Raw genomic sequence first — 17,816 nt, forward strand, 5'->3', positions numbered from 1 at the left:
GAGTACGGGCCCCCTCCGGAAGCCGCTCAGGCGTTGCGCAGGGTCCTCCTGGCGAGTTCGTAGGCGGGGAGCATCTGTTCGTGTTCCTCGGTGTCCATGCCGCCGAGGTGCAGGACCACGGGGCCCTGGGCGGTGCCGACGGCCAGGGCGCGTTCCTTCTTCGGCTCGTCCAGCAGCTCGCTCGTACGCACGTACTCGACTTCGACGCCTTCGAGCCCGCCCGTCGTGAACGAGCGGTACGTCTCCTCGCTCACGTCCTCCTCGGCGGCCACGAAGGCCCGCAGGACCGTTCTCGCGTCCCCCGCGCCCGGGGGGCCGGTGAACACGCGGAGGAAACCGATGTTCCCCGCGGGCTTGGCGTCGACCTCGCACACGGTGGTCACCGGGCCCTGGCGCAGCAGCGCGTCCGCGACCTCCTCGCCGGCTGGGGAGTCGCCGGCCGCCGCCGGATCCACCGCCTCGGCCTTCCACTCCTCGGCGATGTCGAAGGTGACGGGAAGCTCGCACACCGAGCCCCGGGCGCCGATCGTGCCACCGCTGCGGACCGACGTGCCTGTTGCGTCCGTCGCGTCCGCCGGTCGCACGGCGGACGCGCCGTCCCGCGCCGTCCCCGAACACGCCGTCAGCGCCGCGCTCAGCAGCAGCGCCACCACGATGGTCGAACCCCGCCGTGCCGTTCCCGCCCGACCCCGCACCGCTCTCTCCCCTCCTCGCCGGCGCGCCACTGTAACCGGTTGCGGCCCGGAGGCCCTGAGTGGCCTCGCCCGGGCACGCGGCCGGGGCGCCCGGCCTGATCCTCGGCGCCGGCGGCCCCGCCACGCCGGAGGAGGCCATCTCCCTCCTCCGGGCGGGGGCCGCCGCTCATCGCCGCATCCGAATGTGGCGGAGGCCACGCCCCGGAGGCGGCCTGGGTCATACTGCTCGGCCTGGAGCGCGGACTACCGTTTCACGCAGTCCTTTTTGTCCGTGAACGGCTCGAACGGTCCGACAGTGCACGAAGATCTCTCCCCGCTCATCGCGGCGACCACCCACTGGCTGACCAGCGCGTACCCGGCGTCCGGCGGCGCGCTGGCCTCCGCCCTGTGCGAGGCGCAGGCGCGCCAGGCGGTGACGGCCGCGGCCCGGCTGCGCTATCCGACGCCGATGGACGCCGCGCTGGTGATGATGTCCGGCCCCGGAGGCTCGGCCCGCCTGGACTGGATCGCCGGCGCGGACGGCGGGGACGGCGCCGACACCGACGACCCGGACGCGGACGCCTGGCGCACCTGGGTGGACGAGGTCGTGCTGAGCTGGGCCGCCTGCCTGCTCACCGACCCCGAACTGGCCGGGCGTGCGGTGGACGCGCTCACCGAGGCGACCGAACCCGCCTCCACGCCCCCGGAGTTCCGCCGCCTGGTCGCCCCCGACGACGGCGACCGACGGGCAGCGGCCCTGCTCCGTCACCCCGACCTCCTCGCCCCGGTCTCCGCCCTCCACCACCCCCAACTCCTCGCCCGCCTCGAGGATCAGGGCGAGGCCTTCGCCGCATGACCCGACACGGTCCCGGCACCGTCCTGCGTATCCGCGGCTCCGGCATCGAAGGGCGTCGCCGGCGCCGAGCTGCGCGGCCTGGCGCTGACAGGTGCGGCGCCGGCGCCGACAGGGCTCCGGCCGCCGCATTGCCGGTCCGGGCGCGAGCGGGTGGTGTCTTGGCGCCGAGGGGCGTTGCCGGCTCTGACCTACGTGGTTCAGGTGCCGACGAGTGTTTCTGGTGCAGTGCCGTCCTTGGGCTCGGCTGCTCGGGGGAGCCCTCCCGGTGCTGATGAGTGGGGACCTGGCGGCAACTCGTGTGGTTTCGCCGGTGATTGGCGCGTCTGTGGTGCCGATCGGCCGAGGCGGGCGCCCGGCGGGTGGGCCGGCGCTCATGGGCGTGACTCTGGCATCGAAGGATGCTGTCCGCGTGGTGGGCGCGGCCCTGGTGTGGACGCGGGCGGCCCGGCGGCCCGCGGTCATTGGGCGCACGGCCGGTCTTCGGGCGGCTGCCCCGCGCCGCCCCGCCGACCTCGTGTGTACCGCCCGCTCAGGATTCGGCCCCACTCACCGGCTCCCGGCCGACGGGCCGCGCGTCGCGACTTCGAGGGTGCCGCGGCCCGTTCAACGGGCGTCGCGTGTCGACCGCCGTTTCACCGGGAGCCCAGTGTCTCGCCCAGCACCTCGCGCGCGGCCTCCAGTGCTGTCGTGCGGTCGGACGGTACGAGGCCGATTCGGGTGCGGCGGTCCAGGAGGTCGGACTCGTCGAGGGCGCCCTCCTGGCGTACGGCCCACAGGAGTTCGGCGCGGGTGACGGGGTGGCCCTCCAGCACGGGTGCGCGCAGGCGTGGGTCCCGGGTGCCCAGGGCGTGGACGGCCGGCGCCTCCGTGCCGTAGCGCCGGACCAGGCGGTGCGGGGCCCGGAGCGCGGCGAGGATCCGCGGTGCCGCGGCGCCGACGAGGGGGAGGGCGGCCGTGGGGGAGGGCCCCGCGCCGAGTCCGTGCGCGGCGACGGCGGTGTCGACGGCGTCCTCGGCCATGCGACGGTAGGTGGTGAGCTTGCCGCCCACCACGGTGACCACGCCGTCCGGCGAGGTGAGCACCGCGTGCCTGCGGGAGATGTCCGAGGTCCGGGGCGCCGAGGCGGATCCGGTCGCCGGCGTGGTGTCCAGCAGGGGGCGCAGGCCCGCGAAGGCGCCGGCCACGTCGTCGCGGCGTATCGGCACGTCGAGGGCGGAGGCCAGCACGTCGAGCAGGAAGCCGACGTCGGACTCGGGGACCTGCGGCACGTCCGGGACGCCGCCCTCGACGGGCTCGTCGGTGAGCCCGGCGTAGACCCGGCCGTCGTCCTGCGGCAGGACCAGGACGAAGCGGTTGGTCTCCCCGGGGACCGGGATGTGCAGCCCGGCCGGCAGGGGACCGAGCAGGCCGGAGCGCAGCACGAGGTGGGTGCCGCGGGAGGGCCGGATCCGGATGCCGTCCACCAGGCCGCCCGCCCACACTCCGGAGGCGTTGATCACGGCGCGGGCCCGGATCTCGCCCTCCTCGCCGGTCAGTTCGTCACGCACCCGGGCGCCGGAACCGGTGAGTTCCAGCGCCCGGACCCGGGTCAGGACGCGGGCGCCGCGACCCGCCGCCGTACGGGCGATCGCGGTCACCAGGCGGGCGTCGTCGGTGAGCCGCCCGTCCCAGGACAGCAGACCGCCGCGCAGCCCGGTGCCGCGCACGGCGGGCGCGAGGTGGCGGGTCTCCACGGCGGACAGCCTGCGCGGCACCGGCAGGGTGGCACGGGCGGTGCGCGCCGCCAGCCGCAGCCCGTCGCCTGCGCGGAAGCCGGCCCAGACCAGGGCGGCCTGGCCGCGCGAGACCAGCGGCGTGAGGGGCAGGACGAACGGCTGGGCGCCGACCAGATGGGGAGCGGTGCGTTCCATCAGCACACCGCGTTCGACCGCGCTCTCGTGGGCGACGTCGAACTGGGCGGAGGCGAGGTAGCGCAGTCCGCCGTGGACGAGTTTCGAACTCCAGCGGGAGGTACCGAAGGCCAGGTCGTGGGCGTCGATCGCGGCGACGCTCAGCCCGCGCGCCGCGGCGTCCAGCGCGGCCCCGGCGCCGGTCGCGCCGAGACCTACGACCAGGACGTCCACGGCCGGACCGCCGACGGTCCGGGCCAGTTCGCGGGCGCGGCGGGCGGCGGTGAGCGAGGTGCCCGGAGCCGTGTGCGCGGTGACGGCCGGGTCGTTGCCGAAGCTCATGGCGTCAGGGTCCTCTCCAGGATGGTCCGCAGTTCCGCGAGGAAGGCCTCGCCGTCCAGCTCGGGGTCGTCCTCCTCGGTCATGGTGCGCAGCGACAGCGTGAAGGACTGCACGACCAGCAGCAGGGACCGAGCCTGCCGCTCGGTGTGACCGGCGCGCACCGACCCGTCGGCGTGGCCCTCGCGCAGGTGGCCGGCGAGCAGGGAGAGCAGGGCCTCCTGGCTGGCTCCCCGGCGGTCCAGCACATAGGGGAGGAGCAGTTCGGGGTCCACGTCGACGATCTTGCGGAAGAGCGGGTGGGCGCGGAACGCCCTCACTCCGGCCACGAGCCCGTCGACGATCAGCGTGCGCGCGTTCGTCCCGGGCCTGCGCTCCGGCATCGCCCCGACGGCCACGGCGATCCACTCCCGCGTCATCAGATCGCCGACGAGGGACCGCACATCGGGCCAGCGGCGGTAGAGCGTCATCCGGGACACGCCCGCGCGGCGGGCCACGTCCGTCAGGGTCGTACGCCGGACGCCGACGGCCAGGACGCAGTCGCGCACGGCGTCGAGTACGGGATCACCGTCCGAGCGGTCCGGCCGGTCCGCACCGTTGTGACGAATAGGCGTCATGTGTCACAGTGTAACGCCTGCGGTCGCGTCACGGCGCACCGCGGAACACGGCACTCGGAACACAGCACTCGGAACAAGGCACCCCTCCTTCGACACGACCGGTGAGGAACACCCCATGGACATGCTGTGGAGCGGCTGGGGCGACCCGGCCAGGGCCACACCGCTGCCCGAGCCGGTGACCGGACTCCTGCGCGACGTGCTCGGCGTCAAGCCCCGCGAGGCCGGACCGGTCGCCCTGGAGGAGATCCGCGTCCCCAGCCCGCCGCTGACCGCGGACGCGCTCCGCGCCCTGGGCGAGGCCGTGGGCGACGAGGCGCACGTCCGCACCGACGCCGAGTCCCGGATCCGCCACACCCGCGGCAAGTCCACCCCGGACCTGCTGCGCATCAGGGACGGCGACGTCACGGACGTCCCGGCGGCCGTGGTGCTCCCCGCGGACCACGACGACGTACTCGCCGTGCTGCGCGCCTGCGCCACCCACGGCCTGGCCCTCGTTCCGTTCGGCGGCGGCACCTCCGTCGTCGGCGGTCTCGCCCCCGAGCGCCGCCGCCCCTTCGTCGCCCTGGACCTGCGCCGTATGAACCGGCTGCTCGCCCTGGACCCGGTCTCCCGCACCGCCACCCTGCAAACGGGCCTGCGCGCCCCGGACGCGGAGGCGCTGCTGGCCGAACACGGCTTCACCCTCGGCCACTTCCCCCAGTCCTACGAGTGGGCCACCCTCGGCGGGTTCGCCGCCGCCCGCTCCAGCGGGCAGGCCTCGGCCGGTTACGGCCGCTTCGACGACATGGTGCTCGGCCTCACCCTCGCCACCCCCGAGGGCACCGTCGAGGCGGGCCGCGCCCCGCGCTCGGCGGCCGGACCCGACCTGCGCCAGCTCGTCCTCGGCTCCGAGGGCGCGTTCGGTGTCATCACCTCGGTGACCGTGCGCCTGCGCCCCCTCCCGCAGACCCGCGTGTACGAGGGCTGGCGCTTCGCCTCCTTCGAGGAGGGCGCCGCCGCCCTGCGGCGGCTCGCCCAGGACGGGCCGCGCCCGACCGTGCTGCGCCTGTCCGACGAGACCGAGACCCTGATCGGCCTCGCCGAGCCCGACGCCATCGGCGCCCTGGACGTCCGGCAGGGCACCGGCTGCCAGGCGATCGCGGGCTACGAGGGCACCGCGGAGGACACCGCCCACCGCCGGCGACGCGCCGCGGCAGTGCTGCGCGAGTGCGGCGGCACCCACCTGGGCGAGGAGCCGGGGGAGCGCTGGGCCCACGGCCGCTACTCGGCGCCCTACCTGCGCGACTCACTCCTGGACGCCGGCGCGTTCGCCGAGACGCTGGAGACCGCCGCGTTCTGGTCCCGTGTCCCCGGGCTCTACGCCTCCGTCCGCGGGGCGCTGACCGCCACGCTCACCGAGTCGGGCACGCCGCCCCTGGTGATGTGCCACATCTCGCACGTCTACGAGAACGGCGCCTCGCTGTACTTCACCGTGGTCAGCGCCCAGGGCGACGACCCGGTGGCGCACTGGGCGCCCGCCAAGCGGGCCGCGAACGAGGCCATCCTCGCCGCGGGCGGCACCATCAGCCACCATCACGGGGTGGGCACCGACCACCGGGACGGGTACGTCCGGGAGGCCGGGCCGCTCGCCGTCGAGGCCCTGCGGGCCGTCAAACGCCGACTGGACCCCGACGGACTGCTGAACCCGGGCGTTCTGCTGCCCCTCGACTGACCCAGGCTGCCTCGGCCGACCCCGGCCCGTACCGCCCGCGACCGCCCCCCTTTCCGCTCCGGAGGCCCCACCGATGCGACAGTTCACCGCCATCGTCAACCCCACCGCGGGCGGATCCGCCGGGGCCGCGGCGCTGCTGCGGGTGGCCAGGCTGCTCAGGGAGGCCGGCGGCGGAGTGGAGACCGAGTACAGCCGCAGTCTCGCTCACGCCCAGGACCTCGCCCGCCTGGCCGGGGAGCGCGACCGCGTCGTGCTCGCCGTGGGCGGCGACGGCATCGCGGGCGGCATCGGCGGAGCCCTGAGCGGCACCGGCACCCTCCTGGGCCTGGTCCCGGCGGGCCGCGGCAACGACTTCGCCCGCGCGCTGGAACTGCCCGCCGATCCGGCGGAGTTGGCCCGGATCCTGCTGCACGGCGCCCCGCGCCGCGTCGACACCATCGAGGTGGAGTCGGCCGCGCACCCGCGCACCGTCGTCCTCGGCAGCGTGTACGCGGGCGTCGACGCGCTCGCCAACCGGCACGCGAACAACTCCCGGCTGCTGCGCGGCGCCGCCTCCTACTACGCGGGCGGGCTGCGCGCCGTGGCCACCTGGCGGGCGGCGACCTACCACGTCACCGTCGACGGCGAGGAGCACATCCACCGCGGCTACACCGTGGTGGCCGCCAACTCCGCCTACTACGGCTCCGGTCGCATGATCGCGCCCGGCGCCCGCGTCGACGACGGCCTGCTCGACGTGGTGATGATCCGCGAGGCGCCGCGCCGGCTCTTCTTCGCGCTGATGAACGAGCTGAAGTCGGGCGCGCACGTCGAGCGCCCCGAGGTGCGGATCCTGCGGGGCAGACGGATCCGTGTCGCCGCCGACCGCGAGGTGCCCTACGGCGCCGACGGCGAGGTCGAGGCGGTCCTGCCCGTCACGGCCCGCGTGCTGCCCGGGGCGCTCTCCGTCCTCTGCTGACCGCCTGTCGGCTCAACCGGTGGGCCAGAAACGGTACTTGGACGGCCGAGACGTCGTCAGGAGCAGCCCCACGCCGACATCCCCTGGAGGACAACCAGCCGACCGGCCACCCTGATCTGCTGTCTGCGGGAGGCCAGGTCCGCTCGGCGCGCGTACTTCAGCCCTCCCGCGGCGATCCAGCTGGACTGGCGGAACTGGAGCCCGCCGTAGTACCCGTTGCCGGTGTTCGCCTTCCAGTTGCCGCTGGACTCGCACGCGGCGATGGCGTCCCAGTCGGGACCCGGACCGGCGGCCGGGAGTGCCGTCGCCTGGGGTCCGCCGGCCAGTGCCGCTGTGGTCGCCGCGGCCAGCAGGGTCCCGCGCAGCGCGCGGCGGCGAGGGCGGCGGCCGGGGGCCCTGTCGATGTTCTGCTGACAGATCATGCGCAGACTGTTACACCGGGTGATCGGAAAGTAGTGAAGCGACGCGCCGGGCGCCTGTCCGCCGGGGCGCTGTCGCCCGGTGAGTCCGTGGCCGCGCCGTCGAGGAGGACCGGTGCCACGCGATCCGGATGGAGGAGGGGATCTGACGCGGACGGCGGACGGGGTCTGGCGCAGACGGAGGAACGCCCCGCCGGGTTCCTTCCCGGAGCTCCGTGAACCGGACACCATGCCGCGTCATGGACATTCTGCTCGTCGTCAGTGCGTTCAACAGCCTGTCGCAGCGCGTCTACGCCGAACTGGCGGATCTCGGCCACCACGTCGACGTCGTGCTCGCCACGCCCGGCCCCGACGCGGTCCGCGCCGCCGTCGCCGAGACGAACCCGGAACTCGTCATCGCGCCGATGCTCAAGACCGCGCTGCCCGACGACGTGTGGCGGGAGCACACCTGCCTCATCGTGCACCCCGGCCCACCGGGCGACCGAGGCCCCTCCGCGCTGGACTGGGCGATCGCCGACCAGATGCCGGACTGGGGCGTGACGGTCCTCCAGGCCGAGGCGGCGATGGACGCCGGCGACATCTGGGCGTCCATGCCGTTCCGCACGGAACCGGTCGGCAAGAGCGACCTGTACCGCAACGAGGTGTCCGACGCCGCCGTGGCCGCCGTACTCCTGGCCGTACGGCGCTACGCCGAGGGCTCCTTCAAACCGCTGCCGCAGAGCGACCCCGCCACCCACGTCGTCCGGCGCGGCTTCCTGCGCCAGGAGCGGCGCCGCGTCGACTGGGAGGACGACAGCACCGCGACCGTGCTGAACAAGCTGAGAGGCGCCGACTCGCAGCCCGGAGTTCTCGACGAACTCCTCGGCCGTGAGCTGTTCCTGCACGGCGGCCACCCGGAGGACCAACTGCGCGGCCGCCCCGGGGAACTGCTCGCCACGCGGGCGGGAGCGGTGTGCCGCGCCACCCGGGACGGCGCCGTGTGGATCCCGGAACTCAGGCCGCGCAAGAACTCCGGCGACCCGGCTCCCTTCAAACGCCCGGCCGCCTCGGTCCTCGGCCCGACCGGTCTCCCCGAGGCGGCCGTACCGCTCGAACTTCCCCCGGGGCGGCGCACCTGGACCGACATCCGCTACCGGCAGCGCGGCGACGTCGGCTTCGTCACCTTCTCCTTCCCCGGCGGCGCGATGAGCACCGACCACTGCCGCAGGCTGCTCGCCGCCTACCGCCACGCCCTCACCCGCTCCACCCCGGTACTCGTCCTCGGCGGCGCCCGCGACTTCTTCTCCAACGGCATCCACCTGAACGTCATCGAGGCGTCCGGCGACCCGGCCGCCGAGTCGTGGGCCAACCTCAACGCCATGGACGACCTGGTCGAGGCGGTGCTGCACACCACCGACCGGCTGGTCGTCGCCGCGCTGGGCGGCAACGCCGCCGCGGGCGGCGTCATGCTCGCCCTCGCCGCCGACGAGGTGTGGTGCCGAACCGGTGCCGTACTCAACCCGCACTACCGCAGGATGGGCCTGTACGGCTCGGAGTTCTGGACGTACACCCTGCCGCGCCGGACCGGCACCGGGACGGCCGGGCGGCTGACCACCGAGGCCCTGCCGGTGAGCGCCGCCAGCGCGCACGGCCTCGGCCTGGTGGACCGTCTCGTGCCCGTTCCCGCGGGGGAGTTCACCGCCGAGGTCGACCGCATGGCCGCCGGGCTCGCGGACGCGCCCGACCTCGGCCGGCGGATCGACGCCAAGATGGCGGCCCGCGCGCGCGACGAGGCGGTACGGCCGCTCGCCGACCACCGGCGCGCCGAACTCGCCCGGATGCGCGACATCTTCTTCGACCCCGCCGCCCCCTACCACGCGCTGCGCTCGGCATTCGTCCGCAAGCTGCCCGGTGCCTGCGCCCGCCCCCTGTCCGCGGCCGGCGCCCCGTTCACCGGAGGCACCCGATGACGCCGCCGCCCGGCACCCGGCTCCTGGTCGCCGGCGTCGGCAACATCTTCCTCGCCGACGACGCCTTCGGCCCCGAGGTGATCCAGGCCCTCGGCTCCCGCCCGCTGCCGGCCGGGGTCCGGGTGCGGGACTTCGGCATCCGCGGCCTGGACCTCGCCTACGAACTGCTGGACGGCTACGACACGGCCGTCCTGGTCGACGCGGCGCCGCGCGGCCGACGGCCCGGCACCCTGTCCCTGATCGAGGCGGAACTCCCCGGCGCCGAGGCCGGCGCGGCGGCCCCCCCGGAGGCCCACGGCATGGACCCGGCCAAGGTGCTGGCCCTGGCCGCGCACCTGGGCGACGGGCCCCTCCCGCGCGTCCTCGTGCTCGCCTGCGAGCCCCAGGTGCGGCCCCGCGGCGACGAGGACATCATGGCCGGGCTCAGCGACCCGGTGCGGGAGGCCGTCGCCCCGGCCGTCGAGGCCCTGCACACCATGGTCCCGGTGCTGCTCGCCGACCCCGCGGCCACCCCGCCGTTGGTCCGCACGGAGGAATCCGCCCCCGCGCACACGGCTGCGCTCCCGCACCTCGCCACCGAAGCGGCCGAAGATCGGTGAGGGGCCCCGCAACCCTCCCCCTCTACTCCCAGCCCCGCCCCTGAACCGACCCCGAGGAGCAGCGCCATGTGCCGGTCCGTCGACGTCAAGCAGGCCGTCCTCGCCAAGAACGACGATCTCGCCGCCACCCTGCGCGGCGACCTGGCCCGGCAGGGCGTGGCCGTCGTCAACCTGCTGTCCAGCCCCGGCAGCGGCAAGACCGAACTCCTCGGCCGGGTGCTGGCCCGCGCCGTCGAACGCGGCGTCCCCGTGGCCGCGCTGACCGCGGACCTGGCGACCGAGAACGACGCCCGCCGGCTGGCCCGCTCCGGCGCCCCGGTGCAGCAGGTGCTCACCGACGGACTCTGCCACCTGGAGGCCCGGCAGGTCCGCACCCGGCTGGAGGGCTGGCTGCCCGAGGACACGGCGGTGCTGTTCGTGGAGAACGTCGGCAACCTCGTCTGCCCCGCGTCGTACGACCTCGGCGAGACCCTGCGGATCGTCCTGATGGCCGTGACCGAGGGCGAGGACAAGCCGCTGAAGTACCCCACCGCGTTCGGCTCCGCCCACCTGGTCCTGGTCACCAAGACCGACCTGGCCGAGGCCGCCGGCTTCGACGAGACCGCCTTCCGCACCCATGTGCGGCAGGTCAACCCCGGGGTGGAGATCGTACGGACCTGCGCGCGCACCGGCGACGGCGTCGACACCGTCCTGGACCGAGTGCTGGCAGCCCGCGACGGAGCCCCGCAGCACCGGCCCCCGCTCACCCCGCACCCCCACGGCCACAGCCACGACCACGCCGCCGACGGTGAACAGGCCCACGACCACCACACGCAACCGCACCCGGCGACCACCCCCGCCTCATGACCGCACCCGTCACCGGCCCGGTGCGCCGCCGGCTCACGGTGCGCGGCACCGTGCAGGGCGTGGGTTTCAGGCCCTACGTGCACCGCCTCGCCGCCGACCTGGCGCTGGCCGGCTTCGTGAGCAACACCGCCGCCGGCGTGCTGATCGAGATCGAGGGCCCGCCGGACGACGTCACCCGGTTCTGCGAGCGGCTGGCCCGGCAACCGCCCCCGCTGGCCGCCGTCACCGGCATCGGTCTGGAGGACCTTCCCGCCACCGGCGCCACCGGCCCGTTCGCCATCCACGCCACCGAACACTCGCCGGGACGCACACACCTCCCGCCCGACACCGCGACCTGTGCCGACTGCCTGCGCGAACTCGCCGCCCCGGGCGACCGCCGCCACCGGCACCCGTTCATCACCTGCACCCACTGCGGCCCCCGCTTCACCATCGCCACCGCCATGCCGTACGACCGCGCGGTCACGACCATGGCCGGCTTCCCGATGTGTCCCGCCTGCGCCCGGGAGTACACCGACCCCGCCGACCGGCGCTTCCACGCCCAGCCCGTGGCCTGCCCCGACTGCGGCCCCCGGCTGCGCCTGGAGTCCGCAGCGGGCAGCGGGGACCGCCCGGCCCGGGACACGGACGCCCTTGCGGCGGCCCGGGCCCTGCTCGCCTCCGGACGGATCGTCGCCGTCAAGGGCGTCGGCGGCTACCACCTGGCCTGCGACGCCGCCGACACCCGCGCCGTCGCCACCCTGCGGGCGCGCAAGGAACGCGGCGGCAAGGCGTTCGCCGTGATGTGCGCCGACCTCGCCGCCGTCGAGCGGATCGCCGACCCCACCGACCGCGAACGGGCCACGCTCACCAGCCCGGCACGGCCCATCGTCCTGCTGCGCCGGCGCGCACGGCCGGACGGGCTCCGCCTGTCCGACGAGGTGTGCCCCGGCAGCCCCCACGTCGGCGTGATGCTGCCCTACACCCCCGTGCACACCCTGCTGTTCGGGCTGCCCGGCGATCCCCCCGGCCCGCGCGTGCTGGTGTTGACCAGCGGCAACCGCTCCGGCGAACCGATCGTCACCGACGACGAGGAGGCGCTGACCCGGCTCGCCGGGCTCGCCGACGCCTGGCTCGCCCACGACCGGCCCATCGCCTCCCCCTGCGACGACTCCCTGCTGCGGGTGCGCCCCGACGGCACCGAACAGGTGCTGCGCCGCTCCCGCGGCTACACACCCCGCGCGCTGCGCCTGCCGGTCGCGGTGCGCCCCGCGCTCGCCGTGGGCGGCGACCTGAAGAACGTCCCGTGCGTCGGCGACGGCGAGCAGGCCTGGTTCGGGCCGCACATCGGCGACATGGGGGACCTCGCCACCCAGGAGGCCGCCCGGCGGGCGGAACGGCACCTGCTGCGCCTGACCGGAGTGACCCCCGCCCTGGTCGCCGCCGACCGCCACCCCGGCTACCACTCGGCCCGCTGGGCGCGCCGCCGCGCCGCCGGACTCCCGCAGCCGGAGCCCGTACTCGTCCAGCACCACCACGCCCACATCGCCTCAGCGATGGCCGAGCACGGCCTCGACGGCACCACGCCCGTCATCGGCGTCGCCTTCGACGGCACCGGGTACGGCGACGACGGCACCGTCTGGGGCGGCGAGTTCCTGCTCGCCGACTACACCGGCCACCGCCGCTTCGCCCGGCTGACCCCCGCCCCGCTGCCCGGAGGCGACGCGGGCGTGGCCAACCCCTGCCGGCTCGCCCTGGCCCGGCTGTGGGCCGCGGGACTGCCCTGGGACCCCCGGCTGCCCAGCGTCGCAGCCTGCGCACCCGACGAACGGTCGCTGCTCCGGCGGCAGTTGGAGCGCGACCTGGCCTGCGTGCCGACCTCCAGCACGGGCCGGCTCTTCGACGCCGTGTCCTCCCTCGCGGGCGTGTGCCACCGCGCGGGATACGAAGCACAGGCCGCGCTGGAACTGGAGGCGGCCGCGACCCTGGCCCGGGACGCCGACAGCGCGGCGTACCCCTTCGCCATCACCGAAGGACCCGGCCCCCTCGGCTGCGACCCGGCGCCCATGCTGCGGGCGCTCCTGGACGACCAGCGGCGCGGCACCCCGCCGCCGGTCCTCGCGGCCCGCTTCCACCGGGGCCTCGCGCGGGCCGTCGCGGAGATCTGCCACCGCGCTCGCGCGGCCACCGGCCTGACCACCGCCGTACTCAGCGGCGGTGTCTTCGCCAACGGCTTGCTGGAGGACGAGTGCGCCGCGCTGCTCACCGCGGACGGCTTCACCGTCCTGCGCCACGGCGAAGTCCCCCCGAACGACGGCGGACTGGCCCTCGGACAGCTCGTGGTCGCGGCACACGAGCGGCACCATCGGCGGCGTCCGGAAGCCGCCGCCGTATGAGCCGACCGGGCCGGGACCCGCGCGAGGGCCGCGGGGCCGGCGGACGACAGACAGCGACGAGACGGAGTGACCCATGTGTTTGGCAGTGCCCGGCAAAGTCGTGGCCATCGACCACCGCGCCGACCCGCTCACCGGTCTGATCGACTTCGGAGGGGTGCAGAAACAGGCCTGTCTGGAATACCTGCCCGATGTGCGGGTGGGGGAGTACGTGATCGTCCACGTCGGGTTCGCCCTCCAGCGCCTGGACGAGGAGTCGGCCCGCGCGTCCCTGGAGCTGTTCGAGCAACTGGGGCTGCTGGAGGAGGAGTTCGGTGACGCCTGGGTGCAGGCGGCCGAGCAGGCCGGCGACCCGGCCCCGCAAGCGCCCGGAGCCGAGGAACGCGAGAAGAGCGGGAGTGAGGCCTGATGAAGTACATCGACGAGTTCAACGACCCCGGTCTGGCCCGGCGGCTGCTGGACGAGATCCGCGCGACGGTCACCCGGCCGTGGGCGCTGATGGAGGTCTGCGGCGGCCAGACCCACTCGATCATCCGGCACGGCATCGACCAGCTGCTGCCCGAGGAGGTCGAGCTGATCCACGGCCCCGGCTGCCCGGTGTGCGTGACCCCCCTCGAAGTCATCGACAAGGCACTGGCGATCGCCGCCCGCCCCGACGTGATCTTCTGCTCGTTCGGCGACATGCTGCGGGTGCCGGGCACCGACCGGGACCTGTTCCGGGTCAAGGGCGAGGGCGGGGACGTACGGGTGGTGTACTCGCCGCTCGACGCCCTCCGGCTCGCCCGTCAACACCCGGACCGGCAGGTGGTGTTCTTCGCCATCGGCTTCGAGACGACCGCTCCCGCCAACGCCATGGCCGTGCACCAGGCCCGCCGCCTGGGCCTGGACAACTTCAGCCTGCTGGTCTCGCACGTCCGGGTGCCACCGGCCATCGAGGCGATCATGACGGCCCCGGCCTGCCGGGTGCAGGGCTTCCTCGCCGCCGGGCACGTGTGCAGCGTCATGGGCACCGCCGAGTACCCGGACCTGGCCGAGCGGCACCGGGTGCCGATCGTGGTCACCGGCTTCGAACCGCTGGACATCCTCGAAGGCATCCGCCGGGCCGTCCACCAACTCGAGCGCGGCGAGCACCGGGTGGAGAACGCCTACCCGCGCGCCGTGCGCGAGGCGGGCAATCCGGCCGCCCTGAGCATGCTCGAGGAGGTCTTCGAGGTCGCCGACCGGGCCTGGCGCGGCATCGGACGCATCCCCGCCAGCGGCTGGCGGCTGTCCGACGCCTACCGCGCCTACGACGCCGAGCACCGCTTCGACGTCGGGGGCATCCGCACCGAGGAGCCCGCGGTGTGCCGTGCGGGCGAGGTCCTCCAGGGGCTGATCAAGCCCACCGAGTGCTCCGCGTTCGGCACCACCTGCACCCCGCGCACCCCGCTCGGCGCCACCATGGTGTCCAGCGAGGGCGCCTGCGCCGCCTACTACCTGTACCGCCGGATGACCGGACAGGCCTCACCGGGCGCCCCGGCGCCTCAGGGCTCCCGCATCCCGCAGGAGGAGATGAACCCCGTTGGCTGAACTGGCTTCCGCGGCGCCCGACGCCCCCGTCGACCCGGCGAACTGGACCTGCCCCGCCCCCCTGCGCGACCAGCCGGTCGTGGTGATGGGCCACGGTGGAGGCGGCGCCCTGTCCGCCGAACTGATCCAGGACGTCTTCGCCCCGGCCTACGGCAACCCCGTCCTCGCCGCCATGGGCGACTCCGCCGTCCTCCACCTCGGCGGCGCCCGGCTGGCGTTCTCCACCGACTCCTACGTCGTCAGGCCGCTGTTCTTCCCGGGCGGCAGCCTCGGCGACCTGGCGGTCAACGGCACCGTCAACGACCTGGCGATGAGCGGCGCCCGGCCCGCCTACCTCTCCGCCGCCTTCGTGCTGGAGGAGGGCGTGGAGCTGACCGTGGTCGACCGGATCGCGCGCGCCATGGGCGCGGCCGCCGAAGCCGCGGGAGTCACCGTGGCCACCGGCGACACCAAGGTGGTGGAGGCCGGACACGGCGACGGCGTGTACGTCACCACCGCCGGGGTCGGTGTCGTCCCCGAGGGAGTGGACATCCGCCCGCAGCGGGCCCGGGCGGGCGACGCCGTCATCGTCAGCGGCCCGATCGGCCTGCACGGCGTGGCCATCATGAGCGTCCGGGAGGGCCTGGAGTTCGGCGTCGAGGTCGCCAGCGACACGGCGCCCCTGGGTGACCTGGTGGCCGCCATGCTGGCCGTCACCCCGGACATCCACGTGCTGCGCGACCCCACCCGGGGCGGTCTCGGCGCCTCCCTCAACGAGATCGCCCGCGCCTCCGGCACCGGAGTCCGGCTGCGTGAACGCGCCATCCCCGTCCCCGAGGCGGTCTCGAACGCCTGCGGATTCCTGGGCCTCGACCCGCTGTACGTCGCCAACGAGGGCAGGCTCGTCGCCTTCGTGCCGCCCACCGAGGCCGAGGCCGTCCTGGAGGCGATGCGTGCCCACCCGCAGGGCGGCGGAGCCGTGCTCATCGGAGAGTGCGTCGCCGACCATCCCGGCATGGTGGTCGTCGCCACCGGCCTCGGCGGCACCCGGGTCGTCGACCTGCCCCTGGGGGAGCAACTGCCACGCATCTGCTGACCGTGGGGACGGACGGCCCCGCCGGTGCGTCGTGCACCGGCGGGGCCGTCCGGTCGCCTGGCGGCCCGTCAGGGCGCGGGCGACGGCGCGGGCTCGATGGCGGTGATCTCCAACTCCCGCCCACTGCGCAGGTCCCGCGACGGACGGTCGCAGTGCGGGCACCAGAAGAACGGGGGCATGCCGACCGGGAACTCCGTGTCGCACGGGACGCAGTAGGCGTGCGCGGTCACCTGCTCGACGACGAGCCGGGCCCCGGCCAGGGCGGTGCCCTCCCGGGCGACCTCGAAGGCGAAGCTCAGCGCGTCGGGTACGACCCCGGCCAGCTCGCCCACCCGCACCGTCACCACGGAGACGGCGCCCGTCCCCTCGGCCCGGGCGGCCTCGTCGGCCTGTTCCACGATGGCGGTCGCGATCGACAACTCGTGCACGTCGGTCACCTCCGATCGGCCAGTTCCGCTCGGTCAATTCCGCGCGGTCAGTTCTGTTCGGTCAGTTCCGCGAAGAACTGCTCGACGGCGGGCCACACCCGGCCCCCGCCGGACATGCCACGCCACTCGCGGCGGACCACGGCCACCATCCGGAAGCAGTCGTCGACGGGCACGATCCAGTGGTGGTCCAGGCCCTGGACGGTGTTGACGAGCAGCGCCTCCACATCGGGCTCCATGGAGGCGAGTTCGGGGATCCGGGTGGTCAACCGCCGCCAGGCCGCCGCGTCCACCTCCCACCGCATGGCACCCGCCGGGCTCGGCCCCTCCGCGGTGACCGTGCCGTCGGCGCGCGGTACGAAGAAGACCAGACCGACCGGCACTCCCAGCGCCGCCGTGTCGACGCGCGGAAGCCGCACCCGGCGCCGGGGGACGAGCCGGTAGTGCCCGCCGCCCGACCCGTCCTCGGCGAAGAGCACCGAACAGGGGCGGCAGGCGCACCGCACCTCGGCCTCGGCGGTGTCGTAGAGGTGGCGGTGGTCCTCGGGCACCGGCGCGGCGCACAGATCGCACACCTCGCCCGGTGCCGCGGAGGCCCGGCCGGCCGAGGAGCGGATGAGGCGGGCCAGCGCTCCGTCCCCGGTCACCGTGGCTCCTGCGAGCGTGGCGCACCCCGGCGCGCGAGTGTCTCCAGGGGGACGAACGCGGGAGCCGTCCGCCGCTCGGACGCGCCGGGCACCGCCTCCACCGCCGCCACTTCCGGAGCGGCGGCGAGCACGGCCGCACGGACGGCGCCGGTCACGTCGTCCGTGGCGCCGCCGCACCCGGAACCGCACCCGCCGCCGCCCGTGGTCACCCGCACCCGGGCCACCTGTTCCTCCAGGCCCATCCACTCGACGTCGCCGCCGCGCTCCCGTACGGCCGGGCGCAGCCGTTCGACGGCGCGCGCCGCCCGGCGCTCGGCCGGCTCGGGGTGGATCTCGTGCAGGACCAGCAGGTGCCCCACCAACTCGTCCTCGGCCAGACGCGCCGTCAGTTCACCGTCCGCGCGGTCGAGGACGCGGCCCAGCGCCTCGCCGTAGACCTCGGTCAGCAGCCGCACCGCCTCCAGGGCGGACCGCACGGCCGGCCCCGGAGCGGACTCGAGCCCCGCGAGGAGTTCGTCGAGCCGGGCGAGCCGCGCCTCCACGTCCGGGTCCGCGAGCCGGCCGGACCGGGCGTCCTGCTCCGTGTCAGGCATGTTCGGCTCCGTAGGTGGGGGTGTGGGTGGTGGTGAGGGTTTTGCCGTTGCCGAGGTACATGTGGACGCCGCAGGGGAGGCAGGGGTCGAAGCTGCGGACGGTGCGCATGATGTCGACGCCTTTGAAGGTGTCGGGGTCGTTTTCTTCGAAGATGGGCTGGCCTTGGACGGCGTCTTCGTAGGGGCCGGGCCGTAGGGGTCGCGGGGGCTGGCGTTCCAGGGGGTGGGTGGGTAGGGGTGGTAGTTGGCGATTTTCTTGTCTTTGATGACGAGGTGGTGGGAGA

The 17,816-nt window shown here is 74.9% G+C and carries 17 protein-coding genes and 1 pseudogene; 10 read left to right on the plus strand and 8 right to left on the minus strand.

From position 1 onward, the window contains the following. Positions 1–26: 26 nt before the first annotated feature. Positions 27–695: a lipoprotein gene (locus ACWC91_RS17155; RefSeq protein WP_225076579.1), complete on the minus strand. Its 669-nt coding sequence runs from the start codon at positions 693–695 to the stop codon at positions 27–29. Positions 696–990: 295 nt separating this feature from the next. Between ACWC91_RS17155 and ACWC91_RS17160 the strand changes: the two genes are divergently transcribed. Further along, entirely contained in the window at positions 991–1,530 is a 540-nt protein-coding gene (locus tag ACWC91_RS17160) for a hypothetical protein (RefSeq protein WP_225076578.1), read from the plus strand. A 632-nt stretch (positions 1,531–2,162) separates the two neighbouring features. Here the strand turns inward: ACWC91_RS17160 and ACWC91_RS17165 are convergent. Together ACWC91_RS17165 and ACWC91_RS17170 are read right to left on the minus strand one after the other, a co-directional pair. Beyond that, entirely contained in the window at positions 2,163–3,761 is a 1,599-nt protein-coding gene (locus tag ACWC91_RS17165; protein ID WP_450643030.1) for a glycerol-3-phosphate dehydrogenase/oxidase, read from the minus strand. Beyond that, a complete protein-coding gene (locus tag ACWC91_RS17170; RefSeq protein ID WP_450643029.1) occupies positions 3,758–4,375 on the minus strand; it encodes a TetR/AcrR family transcriptional regulator in 618 nt (205 codons plus the stop codon). Before ACWC91_RS17170 ends, ACWC91_RS17165 begins: the two co-directional genes overlap by 4 nt. Positions 4,376–4,490: 115 nt before the next feature. Here ACWC91_RS17170 and ACWC91_RS17175 point away from each other — a divergent pair, with 115 nt between their 5' ends. Together ACWC91_RS17175 and ACWC91_RS17180 are read left to right on the plus strand one after the other, a co-directional pair. Beyond that, on the plus strand, positions 4,491–6,086 hold the full coding sequence (locus ACWC91_RS17175) for an FAD-binding oxidoreductase (protein ID WP_225076575.1): 1,596 nt from the start codon (positions 4,491–4,493) through the stop codon (positions 6,084–6,086). Between the two features lie 73 nt (positions 6,087–6,159). Then, positions 6,160–7,041 (plus strand): YegS/Rv2252/BmrU family lipid kinase, encoded by an 882-nt coding sequence (locus ACWC91_RS17180; protein ID WP_225076574.1) that lies wholly within the window; start codon positions 6,160–6,162, stop codon positions 7,039–7,041. 56 nt (positions 7,042–7,097) lie between these two features. Here the strand turns inward: ACWC91_RS17180 and ACWC91_RS17185 are convergent, their stop codons facing one another. Further along, positions 7,098–7,463: a transglycosylase family protein gene (locus ACWC91_RS17185; RefSeq protein WP_225076573.1), complete on the minus strand. Its 366-nt coding sequence runs from the start codon at positions 7,461–7,463 to the stop codon at positions 7,098–7,100. A gap of 236 nt (positions 7,464–7,699) precedes the next feature. Between ACWC91_RS17185 and ACWC91_RS17190 the strand changes: the two genes are divergently transcribed. From ACWC91_RS17190 to hypE, 7 genes are all read left to right on the plus strand, one after another. Next, a complete protein-coding gene (locus tag ACWC91_RS17190) occupies positions 7,700–9,409 on the plus strand; it encodes an enoyl-CoA hydratase-related protein (protein WP_450643028.1) in 1,710 nt (569 codons plus the stop codon). After that, positions 9,406–10,008: a hydrogenase maturation protease gene (locus tag ACWC91_RS17195; protein WP_225076571.1), complete on the plus strand. Its 603-nt coding sequence runs from the start codon at positions 9,406–9,408 to the stop codon at positions 10,006–10,008. Before ACWC91_RS17190 ends, ACWC91_RS17195 begins: the two co-directional genes overlap by 4 nt. Before the next feature lie 66 nt (positions 10,009–10,074). Beyond that, positions 10,075–10,854: a hydrogenase nickel incorporation protein HypB gene (hypB, locus tag ACWC91_RS17200; RefSeq protein WP_225076570.1), complete on the plus strand. Its 780-nt coding sequence runs from the start codon at positions 10,075–10,077 to the stop codon at positions 10,852–10,854. Then, positions 10,851–13,226: a carbamoyltransferase HypF gene (gene hypF, locus ACWC91_RS17205; protein ID WP_450643026.1), complete on the plus strand. Its 2,376-nt coding sequence runs from the start codon at positions 10,851–10,853 to the stop codon at positions 13,224–13,226. The genes hypB and hypF overlap by 4 nt, the downstream gene beginning before the upstream one ends. Positions 13,227–13,299: 73 nt before the next feature. Next, a complete protein-coding gene (locus ACWC91_RS17210) occupies positions 13,300–13,632 on the plus strand; it encodes a HypC/HybG/HupF family hydrogenase formation chaperone (RefSeq protein WP_225076568.1) in 333 nt (110 codons plus the stop codon). Further along, complete coding sequence (gene hypD / locus ACWC91_RS17215; RefSeq protein WP_450643024.1) at positions 13,632–14,792, plus strand: hydrogenase formation protein HypD; 1,161 nt, start codon at positions 13,632–13,634, stop codon at positions 14,790–14,792. The genes ACWC91_RS17210 and hypD overlap by 1 nt, the downstream gene beginning before the upstream one ends. Then, a complete protein-coding gene (hypE, locus tag ACWC91_RS17220; protein WP_450643022.1) occupies positions 14,785–15,867 on the plus strand; it encodes a hydrogenase expression/formation protein HypE in 1,083 nt (360 codons plus the stop codon). The genes hypD and hypE overlap by 8 nt, the downstream gene beginning before the upstream one ends. 68 nt (positions 15,868–15,935) lie before the next feature. On the opposite strand, the gene hypA is transcribed toward hypE, so the two are convergent. From hypA to ACWC91_RS17240, 4 genes and pseudogenes are all read right to left on the minus strand, one after another. Beyond that, positions 15,936–16,295 (minus strand): hydrogenase maturation nickel metallochaperone HypA, encoded by a 360-nt coding sequence (hypA, locus tag ACWC91_RS17225; protein WP_281157088.1) that lies wholly within the window; start codon positions 16,293–16,295, stop codon positions 15,936–15,938. Between the two features lie 47 nt (positions 16,296–16,342). Further along, positions 16,343–16,939 carry a DUF5947 family protein gene (locus ACWC91_RS17230; RefSeq protein ID WP_225076564.1) on the minus strand — a complete coding sequence of 199 codons (597 nt, stop codon included), beginning with the start codon at positions 16,937–16,939 and terminating at the stop codon, positions 16,343–16,345. After that, positions 16,936–17,532 carry a NifU family protein gene (locus ACWC91_RS17235; protein ID WP_225076563.1) on the minus strand — a complete coding sequence of 199 codons (597 nt, stop codon included), beginning with the start codon at positions 17,530–17,532 and terminating at the stop codon, positions 16,936–16,938. Before ACWC91_RS17235 ends, ACWC91_RS17230 begins: the two co-directional genes overlap by 4 nt. Further along, a pseudogene (locus tag ACWC91_RS17240) lies at positions 17,525–17,816 on the minus strand (nickel-dependent hydrogenase large subunit); the annotation flags it as partial. The pseudogene ACWC91_RS17240 and the gene ACWC91_RS17235, both read right to left, overlap by 8 nt.

This window comes from Streptomyces sp. NPDC001204 (assembly GCF_053598035.1).